Origin of the sequence: Neobacillus sp. GCM10027624 (genome assembly GCF_042675345.1) — a bacterium.
Lineage (GTDB): Bacteria > Bacillota > Bacilli > Bacillales > Cytobacillaceae > Neobacillus > Neobacillus cucumis_D.
In genome coordinates this window covers 866,325-882,850 of record NZ_JBHTHD010000002.1, presented here as the reverse complement: position 1 = coordinate 882,850, position 16,526 = coordinate 866,325, and the positions used below count along the sequence as shown (strand labels likewise).

At 41.1% G+C, this 16,526-nt stretch carries 13 protein-coding genes; 9 read left to right on the top strand and 4 right to left on the bottom strand.

All coding sequences use genetic code 11. The features are described 5' to 3' along the window. The first annotated feature begins 5 nt into the window (after positions 1 to 5). Positions 6 to 1,472, top strand: a complete 1,467-nt coding sequence (gucD, locus tag ACFQZ9_RS04425) for an alpha-ketoglutaric semialdehyde dehydrogenase GucD (RefSeq protein WP_498942604.1) — start codon at positions 6 to 8, stop codon at positions 1,470 to 1,472. 120 nt (positions 1,473 to 1,592) lie between these two features. Here gucD and ACFQZ9_RS04420 read toward each other — a convergent pair whose 3' ends face one another. Continuing rightward, positions 1,593 to 2,501, bottom strand: a complete 909-nt coding sequence (locus tag ACFQZ9_RS04420) for a DMT family transporter (protein ID WP_498942476.1) — start codon at positions 2,499 to 2,501, stop codon at positions 1,593 to 1,595. A 138-nt stretch (positions 2,502 to 2,639) separates the two neighbouring features. Here ACFQZ9_RS04420 and ACFQZ9_RS04415 point away from each other — a divergent pair, with 138 nt between their 5' ends. Then, a complete protein-coding gene (locus ACFQZ9_RS04415) occupies positions 2,640 to 3,518 on the top strand; it encodes a LysR family transcriptional regulator (RefSeq protein ID WP_498942475.1) in 879 nt (292 codons plus the stop codon). Between the two features lie 170 nt (positions 3,519 to 3,688). Here the strand turns inward: ACFQZ9_RS04415 and ACFQZ9_RS04410 are convergent, their stop codons facing one another. Further along, positions 3,689 to 3,898: a hypothetical protein gene (locus ACFQZ9_RS04410; protein ID WP_498942474.1), complete on the bottom strand. Its 210-nt coding sequence runs from the start codon at positions 3,896 to 3,898 to the stop codon at positions 3,689 to 3,691. A gap of 154 nt (positions 3,899 to 4,052) precedes the next feature. Beyond that, positions 4,053 to 5,312 (bottom strand): dicarboxylate/amino acid:cation symporter, encoded by a 1,260-nt coding sequence (locus ACFQZ9_RS04405; protein WP_498942473.1) that lies wholly within the window; start codon positions 5,310 to 5,312, stop codon positions 4,053 to 4,055. A gap of 208 nt (positions 5,313 to 5,520) precedes the next feature. Between ACFQZ9_RS04405 and ACFQZ9_RS04400 the strand changes: the two genes are divergently transcribed. The 6 genes from ACFQZ9_RS04400 (at position 5,521) to ACFQZ9_RS04375 (ending at position 13,640) form a co-directional block, all read left to right on the top strand. Further along, the gene (locus tag ACFQZ9_RS04400) at positions 5,521 to 6,198 is read left to right on the top strand and encodes a response regulator (RefSeq protein WP_498942472.1); all 678 of its coding nucleotides are present in this window, start codon (positions 5,521 to 5,523) and stop codon (positions 6,196 to 6,198) included. Between the two features lie 31 nt (positions 6,199 to 6,229). Continuing rightward, the gene (gene dcuS, locus ACFQZ9_RS04395; protein WP_498942471.1) at positions 6,230 to 7,852 is read left to right on the top strand and encodes a sensor histidine kinase; all 1,623 of its coding nucleotides are present in this window, start codon (positions 6,230 to 6,232) and stop codon (positions 7,850 to 7,852) included. 77 nt (positions 7,853 to 7,929) lie between these two features. Further along, positions 7,930 to 9,447 (top strand): helix-turn-helix domain-containing protein, encoded by a 1,518-nt coding sequence (locus ACFQZ9_RS04390; protein WP_498942470.1) that lies wholly within the window; start codon positions 7,930 to 7,932, stop codon positions 9,445 to 9,447. A gap of 238 nt (positions 9,448 to 9,685) precedes the next feature. Further along, positions 9,686 to 11,356 carry a urocanate hydratase gene (gene hutU / locus ACFQZ9_RS04385; RefSeq protein WP_498942469.1) on the top strand — a complete coding sequence of 557 codons (1,671 nt, stop codon included), beginning with the start codon at positions 9,686 to 9,688 and terminating at the stop codon, positions 11,354 to 11,356. 21 nt (positions 11,357 to 11,377) lie between these two features. Further along, a complete protein-coding gene (gene hutI / locus ACFQZ9_RS04380; protein WP_498942468.1) occupies positions 11,378 to 12,676 on the top strand; it encodes an imidazolonepropionase in 1,299 nt (432 codons plus the stop codon). Continuing rightward, positions 12,648 to 13,640 carry an agmatinase family protein gene (locus ACFQZ9_RS04375; protein ID WP_498942467.1) on the top strand — a complete coding sequence of 331 codons (993 nt, stop codon included), beginning with the start codon at positions 12,648 to 12,650 and terminating at the stop codon, positions 13,638 to 13,640. The genes hutI and ACFQZ9_RS04375 overlap by 29 nt, the downstream gene beginning before the upstream one ends. A 73-nt stretch (positions 13,641 to 13,713) precedes the next feature. Here the strand turns inward: ACFQZ9_RS04375 and ACFQZ9_RS04370 are convergent, their stop codons facing one another. Beyond that, positions 13,714 to 14,634 carry a DMT family transporter gene (locus ACFQZ9_RS04370; RefSeq protein ID WP_198309973.1) on the bottom strand — a complete coding sequence of 307 codons (921 nt, stop codon included), beginning with the start codon at positions 14,632 to 14,634 and terminating at the stop codon, positions 13,714 to 13,716. Positions 14,635 to 14,829: 195 nt separating this feature from the next. On the opposite strand from ACFQZ9_RS04370, the gene argH reads away from it, so the two are divergent. Continuing rightward, positions 14,830 to 16,320 carry an argininosuccinate lyase gene (gene argH / locus ACFQZ9_RS04365; RefSeq protein WP_498942466.1) on the top strand — a complete coding sequence of 497 codons (1,491 nt, stop codon included), beginning with the start codon at positions 14,830 to 14,832 and terminating at the stop codon, positions 16,318 to 16,320. Positions 16,321 to 16,526 lie beyond the last annotated feature (206 nt).

Below are 16,526 nucleotides of genomic sequence, written 5' to 3'. Positions count from 1 at the left end.
TGAGTATGCAAACCGAGGTTTTTACAAAAACATATTTTAATTATATTAATGGGGAATGGGTGGAAAGTGAATCAGGCGAGGTAATTAAAAGTATCAGTCCGGCGAACCGCTATGAAGTAGTCGGAAAGGTGCAAAAATCAACTCTTACCGATTTAAAAGCGGCTGTTTATGCAGCAAAAGTAGCAAAAAAATCCTGGTGGAAGCTTGGTGGTCCATCAAGGGGGAATTATTTGTTTAAGGTAGCCGATATTTTGGAGGCAAACCTAGATGACATCGCCGAAACGATGACGCGGGAAATGGGAAAAACCCTGCTGGAAGCAAAAGGAGAAACTGCTCGTGGTGTAGCAATCTTGCGCTATTATGCAGGGGAGGGGATGCGCAAATCAGGAGATGTTATCCCATCATCTGATAGCGGTGCGTTAATGTTTACTACCAGAGCTCCATTAGGGGTGGTTGGGGTGATTACACCTTGGAATTTCCCTGTGGCGATACCGATTTGGAAGATTGCACCTGCTTTGATATACGGGAACACAGTTGTTTTTAAACCGGCAACAGAAGCTGCGGTAACAGCGGCAAAAATGGTGGAGTGTTTTGAAAGAGCGGGGCTGCCAAAGGGGGTTTTAAATTTTGTTACGGGCTCAGGCTCGGTGATTGGGAATGGACTCATTGAACATCCTGATATCAATGGAATTACGTTTACAGGATCTTCTGCAACCGGGAAAAGGGTTGGGCAAGGGGCTGTCGCGCGGGGTGCGAAATTCCAGCTTGAAATGGGCGGGAAGAACCCGGTGATTGTCGACGAGGATGCCGATTTGGTGAAAGCAGTGGACGCTGTGATGAGTGGAGGGCTGAAATCAACCGGCCAAAAATGTACCTGTACGAGCCGGGTGATTGTTCACGAAAAGGTGTATGATGCGTTTAAGGAATTGTTATTGGAGAAGGTTCGCGGTATTAAGGTTGGGGACGGGCTTTCTGAAGGGACGTGGATGGGACCTTGTGCAAGTGAGAGCCAATTAAATACCGTTAAGTATTATATTAAAGTGGCGAAGAAGGAAGGCGCCGTCTTGCTTTGCGGAGGTGATCAGCCTGTTGATCCGGGGTTGAAGGATGGTTTTTATATCAATCCAACTGTATTTGAGGGTGTCACCACGGATATGGCAATTGCGCAGGAAGAGATTTTTGGGCCGGTGTTAGTGTTAATCAAGGTAGATTCACTGGAAAAAGCGATTGAAATCGCCAATGATTCAGAATACGGATTAAGTGCATCCATCTTTACCACCAATATTGGTAAAATGCTGACGTTTATTGATGATATGGAAGCGGGCTTGGTGAGGATCAATGCCGAAAGTGCCGGCGTCGAACTTCAGGCCCCCTTCGGCGGAATGAAATCCTCTTCCTCCGGCTCAAGGGAACAAGGCGAAGCCGCCAAAGAATTCTACACAGCCATCAAAACTGTGTTCGTAAAAGGATAAAAAGGTGACAAAAAAAGTGACAGGCACCGCCCGTGGACAAATCGGCAGTTTTGTCCGTTGTGGACGGACAAATAATCTTAACCATTTTACCCAAAAATAAAAACCAAGGTTGTGATATGACTATTTCGTCATTTCACAACCTTGGTTTGTTTTGTTGGCGCCATTTTTCAATAAATACTTTTTAACATCAATCTCAGCTGTTAGGACACCTAACAAGACTAAAAAGGCGCCCAAATATCCTTTTGCCGTCAGCATTTCTCCTGCAAAGGCAAAAGCGAAGAAAGCTGCAAATAGGGGCTCCATTGAAAAAAACAGCCCTGTATGGGTTGGAGTTGTATATTTTTGGGCAATGGTTTGCACGACGAATCCGAAGGCACTGCAGAATATACCCAAGCCAAGAACTGCCACCCAAGACTCCGTTGTTCTGGGAAGTTGAGGTTTTTCCACAATCAAGGAAAATAATAGTCCCCATACCCCTGCGAAACCAAGTTGTAAAATTCCAAGAGCAATTGAATCGACATCCTTAGTAAGTTTTCCGGTTACAATGATGTGGATTGCATAAAACAGTGCTCCCATAATACATAAAAAATCGCCAAAACTGATGATGAATTGATGATGTAAGGTTAAGAAACCAATACCTATGAGTGCAAAAGTAACCCCAAAGAGAATGCGTTTCTCAGGCATTCTTTTTAAAAAAATTGCTAATAAGAGCGGGACAAATATGACGGTGAGACTGACTAAAAATCCTGCATTGGAAGCAGTTGTGGTTTTTATTCCGAATGTAATTGATGCAAAAACTAGGAATAAAATAGAGCCCAAGTAAAATGAATATTTGACTGTTTTAAACCCGGCGTTAAGTATTCGTCGGTAAAATAGAATACCAGCTAAAATAAAGGCGATGCCAAAACGTAATGCAATTAGGGTAAATTCCGGGATAACGGTCAGACCCATTTTCATAAATAAATAAGACGAGCCCCAAAAAATGGTTACGATCAGTAACATAAAGTTTGCTTTTGATTGAGTCATCAATTCGTCTCCTGCCTTTTTATATATTTTACTATTCTGAACTTAATTGCTTACTTTGTAGTATAAAGGTAAACTATAAATAAAAAAAATGAATGTTATTAATAGTTTACTTGAAAAAGATTCATATAAGGAGGGGAAAAGGTGTCACTAGTTAAATTTGAGATTTTCAGTACAGTGGTAGAATTAGGAAGTCTGACTGAAGCATCGATGAAGATGGGACTGACACAATCAGCTGTCAGTCATGCCATTGCCAGTCTGGAAGCGGAATGGGGCTTTACACTTCTTAACAGAGGAAGGGCAGGAATTAAATTGACAGGTAACGGTGAATTTATTTTGCAATACGTGCGTGAAATCTTAAAGTGGAACGAGCAAATGATGCAGCAAATAGCTAGAATCAACGGATTAGAGGTTGGAACGGTTCGGGTTGGTACTTTTTCCAGTGTTTCGATTCAATGGCTTCCTGAAATCTTAATGCGGTTTAATGAATCTCATCCCACGATTGAGATCAAGTTGATGGAAGGGGATTATGATGAGATTGAGCAATGGGTATCTACCGGTGCGGTAGATTTCGGATTCTTATCGTTACCTACATTAAAATCATTTGAGCAGATTCCTCTAAAAAAAGATAGAATGGTCATTATTGTTCCAGATCATCATCTTCTTGCTCAATCAGAATCCATAAGGCTTGAGGAACTTAAAGAAGAAATGTTTATTATGCCGACGAAAAGCTGTGATAACGATGTAAGAAGAATATTGAAAGAAAATAATGTAACCCCCAATATTAAATATGAGTTAGCAGATGACCAGGCGATTATATCGATGGTGCGAAATGGCTTGGGGATCAGTATTTTGCCTGAAATGGTTCTAAGCCGAATTCCGAATAATGTCCGTGTTCTAAGCATAGAAGGAGATTATTACCGCTCGATTGGTATTGCTGCACCATCTTTTAAAAACATTTCTCCTGCATCTAGAAAATTTGTTAAATATATTCAATCCTATGTAAACGTTAATCAAAAGTAAAAGCTTAGAATAAGTAATTCCAAGCTTTACTTTTTAGAAAATATTATTGAGTGTACTTTCCACGTGGACAAAAATGGGCAATTGTCCACGAAGGGTGACACCATGAGAAAGTTTCACAAATTTGAAGGTGCAATCTCAGAAAACTTGTCCAAAAACAACGTGATAAGAATTTAATAGAAAGTAGGATATGAAGTCCCCGGTGGTCTCCAGCCAGGAGTCCCATAATTACCATAGTTCATATGTTGCATATATGGCATTTGGTGATTGTGAGGATTAGAATGGTGATGTGCTGTTGCGTGACTAGTGGTATGGTGGTTATATTGTGCAATACATGCTCCAGGTTGTCCAGGGTGGGGACCCGTTGTGATGTTGTGAGTCAAATTAGTGCACCTCCTTCAAAGATATATATATTATAGTATGAATCTATGTAATTTCCGTTACAAAAATAGAATGGAGCTTGGATAATTCCAAGCTCCATTTAAGTTAAGGTGTCCACTGCAAACGGACAAAACAAAGATTTGTCCACGAACGGTGTCAGGCACCGATGCTTACATCAGTTTCTTTTGTTTCATTTTCCGGGTGGAATTCTTTTTCCATTTTGGATACGACTACTGTTGCTACGCCGTTTCCGATTAGGTTGGTGATGGCACGTGCTTCGGACATGAAGCGGTCGACACCTAGTAGAAGGGCAATTCCTTCAACTGGTATAACCGGAAACGCTGATAGGGTAGCGGCAAGGGTAATGAAACCTGATCCGGTTACACCTGCTGCACCTTTTGAAGTCAGCATTAAAATACCGAGTAAAGTGATTTGATGCCAAATTGTGATATCTACATGATAGGCTTGTGCAATAAAGATTGCTGCCATTGAAAGGTAAATTGCAGTACCATCAAGGTTGAATGAATACCCGGTTGGAACAACAAGACCTACAACAGACTTTGAACATCCGTATTTTTCAAGACGTTCCATCATCCTTGGTAATGCTGATTCAGAGGACGAAGTTCCTAAAACCAATAAAATTTCTTCTTTAATATAAGCGATGAATTTTAAAATATTAAAACCATAAAACTTTGCGACAGCTCCTAAAACAAAGACGATAAAGATAAACATCGTTAAGTACACGCTTCCCATTAATTTACCAAGCGATACTAATGAGCCAAGACCAAAATTACCAATCGTATATGCCATTGCCCCAAATGCTGCAACCGGTGAAAACTTCATGACAATATTAACAATTTTAAAGAAGATTTCCGTTAAATCTTCAAACAATGCAACAACCCGCTTGCCTTTTTCTCCGAACGATGCTAGCGCAATTCCAAAAAGAACGGAGAAGAATAGGATTGGAAGGAGCTGGCCATTTGCCATAGCGGCAACAAAATTATCCGGAATAATTCCTAAAATAAACTCGACAAATCCATGACTCGATTCTTTTGCTTGCTCTGTAAATTGTGCAACATCACTAGCTTTTGCTCCATGAGTATCAAAACCGGAACCGGGCTTAAGGATATTGACAAGTAATAAACCAATTCCCAAAGCGATAGTTGAAATAATTTCAAAATAGAGGAGGGCTTTACCGCCAATTCGGCCAACCTTTTTCAAATCTCCCATATTTCCAATTCCAATGACAATCGTAAAAAAGACAATTGGTGCGATAACCATTTTAATCAGTTTAATAAAAATATCTGCTAAAACCTTTAATTCCGCCCCGAATTTTGGAAACAAGAAACCAACAATAATTCCGAGAAGAATACCTGTTAAAACTTGAACCGTTAAATTTTTAAAATTAATCCTCATCTCTTACACCCCTTTTTAAATTTTGATATCGCTTTCATCCCATATCTACATGATAAAAGAAAATTCAGAAAAAATTATATTTTGGTCATATTGGTCTTATTGTTCCTTTTGTTATCTAAAAATTCTTGGAAATAGTGTTTATTCAATTTACTATCTTGATAAAATAGGTGATGATAGTGATAGATTATAAAACCAGGGGGGAACAGAGTTGTTTCCATTCAAGGTAATATTAGTAGAAGATGATCCAATGGTTCGGGAAGTACACCGCCAGTTTATTGAAAGAATTGAAGGATTTACAATCATAGGGACTGCTACAAACGGGCTCGAGGGACTTGCATTAATAAAAGAATCCAAACCAGATTTAGCTATTATCGATATTTACATGCCCCATGTAAATGGCTTGGAAATGGTGAGAGAATTACGGTCAGAAGATTTATTGGTCGATGTCATTGCGATAACGGCTGCAAATGATATTGAAACCGTTCACCGCGTCCTCCAGCAAGGGGCTGTTGACTATATTATGAAACCCTTTACGTTTGAAAGAATCAAAAAATCTCTAGAAAACTATAAAGGATATCGCATGAAATTGAAGGAAAAAGATGTCTTTGGACAGGATGAGTTAGATCAGCTGTTATTTTTAAAAAATAACGAAGAGCAAGAAATGCAGAACCTGCCGAAAGGGTTAAATCCGAATACTTTAATCAAAATTACAAGCTACCTTTCACTCCAAAATACCCCTGTTTCTGCTGAAGAAGTAGCCGAAGGAATTGGAATTGCCCGCGTCACAGCACGCAGGTATCTCGATTTTTTAGAAAAAGAGGGTAAGGTGAAAATTCATGTTCACTATGGCGGAGTAGGTAGACCGATAAATCGGTACGGAGTTTAGAATTACTAGGGTTTGAGAAGGAGAGAACATCGTGGAAGGGCTTGTATATAATCGACTTGGAAAGCCAAAGCTCCGTCTGCAGGCAATCATTACATTGATGGTTTGCGTTGTAGTGGTATTGGCATTTCTAGTAACCGATTTATTGATCACCTACAGAATATCGAGTGAAACGGAAAAAACTCAAGCAAATAAAGCAACTCAAATTGCGAAAATCGTCGCTCAGACTCCACTTGTGATTGACGGACTTACTGGAAAAGCGGATGAAAAGGAAATCCAGGCATTTGCCAGTCAAATAAGGCAATCTACTCAGGTGGAGTTTGTGGTTGTCATGGATATGAACGGAATTCGAAAATCCCATCCGAATAAAAACAAAATTGGCCAACATTTTGTCGGTGGTGATGAAAAGGCTGTCCTGAAAGGAAAAGAGCATGTTTCGATAGCTAGAGGGACATTAGGAGTTTCATTACGTTCGTTTATTCCCGTCTACGATGAGGGCCACAAGCAGGTTGGGGCTGTTGCAGTCGGGATCTCTTTGGAAAAAGTCAATCAAGCGGTTGCACAAAGCCGGAATATCATCATTTTTGGGACGTTTTTCGGAATCTTGGTCGGAATCATCGGGGCCCTTTTTCTTGCAAGAAAAATCAAAAAAATATTATTTGGTCTTGAACCGAACGAAATTGCAAAAATCCTCGAGGAAAGAAGTACAATGCTTCAATCTACGAGAGAAGGGATACTTGCAGTCGATCAGGCTGGCAAAATTACGTTAGTCAATAATGAAGCCATTCGGCTGTTTGAAAAAGCGGGAATCCAGGATCCGCCGCTTGGAAGAAAAATTGATGGATATTTACCTAATTCTAGGTTAACCTCTGTTTTGAAATCAGGCGAGCATCATTATGATCAGGAGCAGGATATCGGCGGAGTTACGATTATTACGAATCGAGTTCCGATCATTGTGAAAGGAAAAATTGTCGGGGCAATAGCTACATTTCGTGAAAAAACGGAGATCAAGCAGTTGGCTGAACAATTAACTGGCGTTAAGCTCTATGCGGAAGCATTACGAACCCAGTCGCATGAATTTATGAATAAATTACACGTGATTTCAGGGTTAATTCATATGAAAAATTATGAAATGGTTTCCTCGTATATAACCGATCTGGTTGATCATCAACAAACCGAAGTGAACTTTGTAGTCAGCCGCTTTAAAGATCCGGTTTTAGCTGGATTTCTTCTAGGAAAACTCAGCTTTGCAAGGGAAAACGGCTCTGAATTGACTATTGATGGGGAAGGGATTTTACCCGAACCTCGTCGCCAAGAGACAACACATGAATTAGTAACGATTCTTGGAAACCTGATTGACAATGCGTTGAATGCAGTGGAAGATTGTATGATTAAAACGGTTTCCCTCATGTTTGATTATTACGAGGGTCAGCTTGTATTTGAAATACACGATACCGGAAAAGGAATTGAAGAATCCGCTTTGAATCAACTATTTATTAAAGGGTTTTCCACCAAAGGGCAAAATAGGGGAATCGGCCTGTATTTAGTCAAGCAAAGCATCGAAGCCCTAAATGGAACCATTGAAGTCATATCAACAGAAGGCAAAGGCACTACCTTTATTGTGTCCTTGCCCTATCAAAGTAAAGAACAGGTGTAGTGTCCACTGGAGACGTACAAAATGGCGTAAAAGTCCACGGGCGGTGCCTGTCACCGTATTGAAAGGGGGTCCCACGGATGGAAGGGAAGTGGTTGATTGCGGATCGGGATTTGAATGAGCGGGAGGGGTTGAAGTGGTGGTTGAGGACGTCTTCGATTCCGGTTACGAATATTATATTAGCTTCTAATTATCAGGAGTTTGTTGTTATATTTGAACGGGAAATTCCGGATGTTGTGGTGATGGAGCTGGATATGATTGGCAGGGAGGATTGGTCCTCCTTTCGAGAGTTAATACAAATTTACGACCCAACATTGGTCTTAACCAGTGCCGAGGCAACCTTTGAAAAGGCACGCCTTGCGATTGATATGCAGGCATTAGACCTAATGATTAAGCCCTTTTCAACCACAAAGGTAAATTCCGCCTTTCTAAAGGCATCACGAAGCATCGGGAGAAAAAATAATACAAATGGCGCCCACCATTCGAACTCATACAAAGATCTATCCTATGAAGCCTTATTTATCTCACAAATATCACTAGTTGATGATTATCATATAACGGCATTTAAAACGGAAAATGCCGAGACCATTGGTACATTGAGTTCCTTTTTGTCCGAATTTCCCTTTAAAGATTTGCATGGTGTTTTTGCTCTTAGTGATTTGGTTGTCCTATTATTTCAGGAATCCTGCCCAAATATTACGGAGCAATGTCAAAAGGCGATGAGAAGGTGGGATGAAGAATTCTCTGATCCCCTTGCCATAGTGGTTTACACAGGAAAAAATCCAGCTGTGACACTAAACCAAAAATATCTTCAAACGCAGAAAATGTTGGAATTCACCTACTATAAGGGCTATAAACAAGTGGTCGAATTCGAATATTCTCCAGATTGGGTGCATATGGATCCATTTTTAACCCCGCCAGATCAGCGGACGTGGATTGATATGCTGACCAATTTTGATTTGGAAAAAATAAAAAAATGGCTGTATGATGAATTTCTCCAGCTGCAAAATCCTTATCCAGATCCAGGTCTGGTTAGAATCAGGCTGACAAGTATTCTCGCTCAAATCAGGAGATATATGCAGACTTTTAATCTAGACGACCAGTCACTTTATGAGCGCGAGTACCGGTATATCTTTAATTCTATTTTATATGATACAGTTTTATATCGAACGGTCCAGAACTTAATCCTCTTTATTCAAAAAATCTTTATTGGGGCTGAAGCCAGCTCACGGAATTTTAAACAAGATCCAATTGAACGGGGAATTGCCTACATGGAAGCCAATTTTTCTAACACGAATTTGAAGCTTGAAGATGTGGCGGTATATGTCGATCGCAACCCGTCCTATTTTAGTCATCTTCTTATCTCAAAAACAGGAAAAGGCTTTACCGAAGTCCTCGCAGGCATCCGGATGAAGGAGGCAAAACGACTGCTCATTGAGACAAGAAAGGCAATTAAAGAAATTTCCTATCTCGTCGGCTATCAAAATACAAATTATTTTAGTCGGATCTTCAAAGAAACAACCGGGATGTCACCAAGAGAATTCCGCTTGAATAAAGCGGAAAATATGAATAGCGCGCGGGAGCAAACTGAAAACTAGTTTTATAACCAAACGAAGAGGGATTAAAGGCCGCAGCTGAGGGCGGTCTTTTTTTTATGGAAAAATCTAAACATATTATATGTTTCTAAAAATTTTATAGATGTAAGCCAAGAATTTTTATGTAAACGGTCTGATTTTTAAAAATATTATCCTTTTTCTAATGTTTTATTCGTATTTTTCAGAAGATTATCTTTTTATAATGAAATCAGAGTTAAACATTAACTAAGGGGTGTAAATAATGACGAAGACATCTGAAAAAAGAGTAATCAAAAATTATAAAGGCACTGAACTACATGCAAAGGGCTGGATTCAAGAAGCAGCACTACGCATGCTTTATAACAACCTTGACCAAGAAGTAGCAGAAAGACCAGAAGATCTTGTTGTATACGGCGGAATCGGTAAAGCAGCTCGTAACTGGGAATCTTTTGATGCAATTGTGAAAACGCTTTTAGAGCTTGAAGATGACGAAACAATGTTAGTTCAATCCGGTAAGCCTGTAGTTGTTTGGAAATCTCACAAAGATGCACCGCGCGTATTGCTTGCTAACTCAAACCTTGTACCAGCATGGGCAAACTGGGAGCACTTCCACGAGCTTGATAAAAAAGGCTTGATGATGTACGGACAAATGACAGCAGGAAGCTGGATTTATATCGGAAGCCAAGGTATTGTTCAAGGAACTTACGAAACATTTGCAGAGCTTGCTCGTCAAGAGTTCGGCGGTTCATTAAAACATACCATCACTTTAACAGCTGGTCTTGGCGGTATGGGTGGCGCGCAGCCACTTGCTGTAACGATGAATGATGGCGTATGTATCGGCATTGATGTAGATGAGTGGAGAATTGATCGTCGTATAGAAACTAGATACCTAGATGTAAAAACAAATGACCTTGATGAAGCATTGAAATTAGCGTTTGAAGCAAAGAAAGAAGGAAAAGGACTTTCAATCGGGCTTATTGGTAATGCAGCAGAAATTTTACCATTAATGATTGAAAAAGGCTTCAACCCAGATGTATTAACAGACCAAACTTCTGCACATGATCCACTCAATGGATATGTACCAGTTGGCTATTCTTTAGAAGAAGCTGATAAATTAAGAAAAGAAGATCCAACATTATATGTGAAGCTTTCAAAACAAAGCATGGCAACACATGTAAAAGCAATGTTAGAAATGCAACAAAAAGGCGCTGTTACATTTGACTACGGTAACAATATCCGTCAAGTGGCAAAAGACGAAGGCGTTGAAAATGCATTTGATTTCCCTGGATTCGTTCCAGCGTACATCCGTCCTTTGTTCTGTGAAGGTAAAGGACCTTTCCGCTGGGCAGCATTATCTGGAGATCCAGAAGATATCCGTAAAATTGACGAGGCATTACTTCGTGTATACAAAGATGATGAGCACCTTTGCAAATGGGTTAAGATGGCACAAGAAAGAATTGCCTTCCAAGGACTTCCTGCACGTATTTGCTGGTTAGGATATGGTGAAAGAGCACGCTTTGGTAAAATCATTAACGACATGGTTGCATCAGGTGAAGTTTCAGCTCCAATCGTTATCGGCCGTGACCACTTAGATGCTGGTTCCGTTGCATCACCAAACCGTGAAACTGAGAGCATGAAGGACGGTTCTGATGCAGTATCTGACTGGCCAATCTTAAATGCAATGATCAACGCAGTTGGCGGCGCAAGCTGGATTTCCTTACACCATGGCGGCGGCGTAGGTATGGGATATTCACAGCACTCTGGTATGGTTATCGTTGCAGACGGTACAAAAGAAGCAGAAGCACGCCTAGAGCGCGTATTAACAACTGACCCTGGTATGGGTGTAGTACGTCATGCTGATGCTGGTTATGAAATTGCAATTAAGACAGCAAAAGAAAAAGGCATCAAAATGCCAATGTTAAAGCAAGACTAAGATTGGAAGGGATTGAAACGAATGAGTAAAGCACTTTTTATTAGAAATGCTGCTCAACTCGTTACCTTACAGGGGAGCTCAAAAGCTCCCCTTGTTAAGGATGCGATGTCTGAGCTTAAAATTATTGAAAACGGCAGCGTTTGGATTGAAGACGGTGTAATTCAATCGGTTGGTACCGATGCAGAATTAAAAGCAAAGTATGCTTCACGTTTGGCTGATGCAGAAGTTGTCGATGCGACCGGAAAGCTTGTAACACCTGGTTTAGTTGATCCGCATACACATGTTGTGTTTGCCGGAAGCCGTGAAAACGAGTTTAATATGCGTCTTCAAGGGGCTACCTATATGGACATCATGAATGCCGGCGGCGGGATTCATGCGACAACACGCGCAACGCAAGCGGCTAGCCATGAACAGCTTTTTGCAGAGAGCTATGAGCGTTTGAACCAGTTTTTGCGTCACGGCGTTACAACAGTCGAGGCAAAAAGCGGCTACGGAATGGAATGGGCAACTGAATTAAAACAGCTCGAAGTAGCGAAAGAATTGAACGATAAGCATGTAATCGACCTTGTTCCTACATTTATGGGTGCACATGCTGTGCCGAAAGAATATAAGGAAAATCCGGAAGAATTCATTGATTTATTGATCAACGAAATGATTCCAAAAGTGGCGGAGCTTGGGCTTGCGGAATTTAATGATGTTTTCTGTGAATACGGCGTATTTACACCTGAACAATCACGGAGAATTCTTGAAGCTGGTAAGCGTCATGGCTTGTTGGCAAAAATTCATGCAGATGAAATTGAACCGTATGAAGGTGCAGAACTAGCTGCAGAAGTAGGAGCGGTTTCGGCTGACCATTTATTGAAAGCTTCTGAAAAGGGCATGAAAGCCATGGCTGAAAAAGGCGTTGTCGGCGTATTGCTTCCAGGAACTGCTTACTTTTTAATGGCTGAGTCTGCAAATGGCCGTAAAATGATAGATTTAGGTGTGCCGGTTGCATTATCAACCGACTGTAACCCTGGTTCATCGCCAACAGTTTCACTTCCATTCATTATGAGTTTAGGCTGCCTGAAAATGGGTATGACTCCTGCTGAAGTTCTTGCAGCAACGACGATTAATGCAGCACATGCGGTTAATCGTGCGAACGAAATCGGTAGCTTGGAAGTCGGCAAAAAAGGCGATGTAACGATTTTTAATGTTCCAAACTATATGAAGCTTCAATACTCCTATGGTGTAAACCACGTTGATACTGTTGTGAAAAATGGTGCAGTGGTTGTCAAGGGAGGGCAGTTGAATGAAAAGCTTCTTGTATCCAAAAATTAACCCACATAGTTTTACATGGGTAAAACCAGAGGGGCGTAATCCAGAGAAGGTTCATGAGTGGATTCAGCCGTTGACTTCGGAGGCAGATCCTGAAAAGTGTAAGTCCGCCGAAGTGGTAGTGGTTGGGGTGCCATTGTCACGTTCTTCAATCAGCGCTTCAGGGGCATCTGAATTCCCGGATGCTTTCCGACGTGCGTGGAAGGGCTTTACAACATATAATCTTGATGAAGATATTGATTTAGCGGAAATGACAGCACTGGACGTGGGGGACGTCCCAATGCACGTCACCGATATTCTCCGTTGCCATGATAATATCATTGAGGCTTCAGAAGCGCTTCATACGCATTTTGATCATTCAAAGGTATGTTCGATTGGCGGGGATCATTCGATTACGGCGATGATGGTGAAGGGACTGCATAAGGCTAAACCGGGAGAACGGATTGGGATCTTGCAATTTGATACCCATTTTGATTTACGGGATATGAGTGATAACGGGCCATCGAACGGAACACCAATGCGTAATTTGATTGAGAGTGGTGTTGTGAGCGGAGCGGATATGTACAACATCGGATTGCACGGATTTTTTAATACGAAAGATTTAAAAGAGTACGCTGATGCTCACGGCGTGAACTATATCACCCTTCGCAATGCACGGAAAAAGGGATTTGAAGCAACCGTTTTAGCTTGCTTAGAGGAACTTGCGGCGAAGGTGGATACGATTTATTTAACAGTTGATATGGATTGCTTGGATGTTGCTTATGCACCGGGGGTACCTGCATCAACACCAGGCGGGCTGACTTCAGCAGAATTACTTGAAGGCGTCCTGGCAGCAGGGAAACATCCTAAAGTTAAGGCTATGGATATCGTCTGCCTTGACCCATTAAAAGATTCTTCCGTCCAGCAAACCGTAAAAATGGGCACACACGTATTCCTCACCTTTGTAAGTGGAGTTATGCTTCGCTAATTCATTAAAGTGCCTGACACCGTTGAAAGACAAAATGCAAAAAATGTCCACCTAGGGTGGACATTTTTTGCGTTTATACTGTTTTATTTGGATGGTTGAGAACCACTGGTTTGACTGCATGTGAAGGCATGTTGGCGATAAAGACGCCGAGTAAGACTAGGATTCCGCCGAAAATTTGCGCCGGGAGAATCCGGTCACCAAGAATAAAATGGGAGGCGATAATCGCGACAAACGGCTGGATATTCATGAACATGGAGGCCGTTCCAGCCCCTACCTTTGCCACACCGCCATTCCACCAAAATCCAGCTATACCTTGAGCGATCACCCCAGCACTAATTAATAAAATCCACATGAAGGGCGAGTGGCTAATAACAGATCCGCTGACTAGTCTTTCTACGCCCGCAGCCGGAATCATAATGACACTGCCAAGTACAGTGGCATAAACCGTAATGATATAAGAATTTAAGGTTTTGGATAACCGTCGGATATATAAGAGACTAATAGACAAACAAAGCATCGCTACAAAAATATTTAAATCTCCGAATGAAATCCCCAGCGAGCCGCCTGCACCACCAATAATCGAAAATACACCGATTAAACTGATCAACGCCCCTAGTGATTTTTTTACCGTCAATCTCACTTTAAAAATAATTCGCTCCAACAAAATGGTAGCAATTGGAGCCAACGCAATGATTAACGAGGCATTAGCCGGTGTTGTGTGATGGAGTCCTGTGAAATAAAAGGTTTGGTTTAAAAGTGTTCCAAAGATTCCGACGCCTAAGAGGGACTTCCACTCGGATCCAGTTGGTTTTCTTATTCCCTTATGAATGAGCGCAACAATGATTAAAAATAAAGAGGTGAAACAAATCCGAACCGTTGACAAAAAAACAGGTGAGAAACCCTTTAACAAGTAAGCACTTACCGGATAGTTACAACCCCATAAAATGGACACAAGAAACAAACTGATTAATGCTTTAGATTTAAGCATCGACATGATGGTGAACACATACCTTTCCACTGTAGTTGGATTTTAAACTGTTATCCATTATAGCACGCTATTTCGGGAAGCTAAATAAGATTTTTAGAAACTTTTCCTCTAATAGGAAACGGGCATAACTTTATTTTTTACATAAAAATGTTAGTAGAAGAAATGTTTAATCATATGTACGCTAATTTGGAGTTGAAAAACATGAGTAAGCGGAAGGATTTTTTTAATAAAGAAGGTTCGGTTTTTCCGGGAAGGACTTATGCGGAGGAACTGCTAATCCCAGTCTTTAATGATCAAAGGGATTATTTATTTGAGGCGATGTTTGATATTCACCGTGCCCATATTATCATGTTGAAGGAACAGCAAATCATCACTGGTGAGGAAGCCATAACGATGTTAGAGGGAACAAATAAAGTCGCCAAAACCGATGCATCTCAATTAAGCTATCAGCCTCAATATGAAGATTTATTTTTCATGATGGAGGCGAAAATATCTGAAGAAATCGGCCCCGAACTGGCTGGGAAAATCCACCTGGGCCGGAGCCGCAATGATATGGGAGTGGCTATGTATCGCTTGGTACTAAGGGAGCATTTCTTAAAGTTGTTCCACTCCTTTTTTAACTTAAGTGAAATTCTTTTGGAACAGGCCGAAGAACATACGGAAACCTATATAACGGGTTATACCCACACACAGCCGGCACAACCGACTACGCTCGGTCACTATTTTCTTGCTATTTATGATGTACTGCAACGGGACATCAAGCGCTTTTGGTCTGCCTATGAAACGGTCAACCAATCTCCGCTTGGTGCAGCGGCGATGACAACCACTGGGTTTCCAATCAGCAGGGTCCGGACTTGTGAGCTGCTGGGGTTTGATCGGCTCGTAGAAAATTCGTATGATTCGATTGCAGGTGCGGATTATCTACTAGAAACAGCGTCGGCATTGATGACTTGCATGGTGAATACAGGACGTTGGATCCAGGATTTTCTTCTCCAGGTGACGAGAGAGTATAGAACGTTTACGGTTGCTGACCCTTATGTACAGGTCAGCAGTATCATGCCGCAAAAGCGAAATCCGGTTTCGATTGAACATTCACGCTCGCTTGCGAGCAGTGCTTTTAGTGAGGCGCAGGCGGTCATGAATATGATTCACAATACACCATTCGGGGATATCGTTGATACCGAGGACGATTTACAGCCGCATCTGTACCGGTCTTTTAACCAGGCAAATCGTGTTATGAAGCTGATGTATGCTGTTATTGCTACTCTTCAGGTAAATAAAGATCATGCCATGGATATGACGGAAAAATCATGCATTACCATTACGGAATTGGCTGATACCCTTGCAAGAGATTACGGGGTTGGATTTCGGCGGGCACATGAAATTGCCAGCAGTATTTCGGAAAAAACAACCGAGGAGCAGAAAGAATTGTCGGATTGGGATGTAGAAGAAGTAAATTCGATGATTCAAAAATACGTGGAGGTGAAGCTTACCGAGAAAGTGTGGAATAATATTATTTCTCCAGTTTATTTTGTGAAAATCAGAAGTATTAGCGGAGGTCCTAGTCCAAACGAGGTGAAGAGAATGATAGAACTTAGAAAGGACCGCCTAAAGGATGCGACGGAAAAATTCAGCAATATTGTCCGTAAAATGGACGGAAAAAGGAAGCGCCTGCGGGAATATATCTTCTGAGTTCTGAAAAAAATAGTTTTTTACTATCTTAGAAAAATAACCTTCATATAAACACTTGTCCACCCCATTAACCTAATTAATCATATAATATAAAAATTCGTTATTATACGAAGAAATTTGCTGCTAGTAGGGAATGTTCCCGGAAGCCTTTATAGGACATGAAGAATTATCTAAAAAGAATCCCCTTTGAGCAGCCCTTGGAAGGA

Bases quoted from the DNA above. Each gene is read 5' to 3' on its own strand.
- gucD (WP_498942604.1), top strand. From the start codon at position 6: ATGCAAACCGAGGTTTTTACAAAAACATATTTTAATTATATTAATGGG.
- ACFQZ9_RS04405 (WP_498942473.1), bottom strand. From the start codon at position 5,312: ATGAGGATTAATTTTAAAAATTTAACGGTTCAAGTTTTAACAGGTATT.
- ACFQZ9_RS04390 (WP_498942470.1), top strand. From the start codon at position 7,930: ATGGAAGGGAAGTGGTTGATTGCGGATCGGGATTTGAATGAGCGGGAG.
- hutU (WP_498942469.1), top strand. From the start codon at position 9,686: ATGACGAAGACATCTGAAAAAAGAGTAATCAAAAATTATAAAGGCACT.
- hutI (WP_498942468.1), top strand. From the start codon at position 11,378: ATGAGTAAAGCACTTTTTATTAGAAATGCTGCTCAACTCGTTACCTTA.
- ACFQZ9_RS04375 (WP_498942467.1), top strand. From the start codon at position 12,648: ATGAAAAGCTTCTTGTATCCAAAAATTAACCCACATAGTTTTACATGG.
- ACFQZ9_RS04370 (WP_198309973.1), bottom strand. From the start codon at position 14,634: ATGTCGATGCTTAAATCTAAAGCATTAATCAGTTTGTTTCTTGTGTCC.
- argH (WP_498942466.1), top strand. From the start codon at position 14,830: ATGAGTAAGCGGAAGGATTTTTTTAATAAAGAAGGTTCGGTTTTTCCG.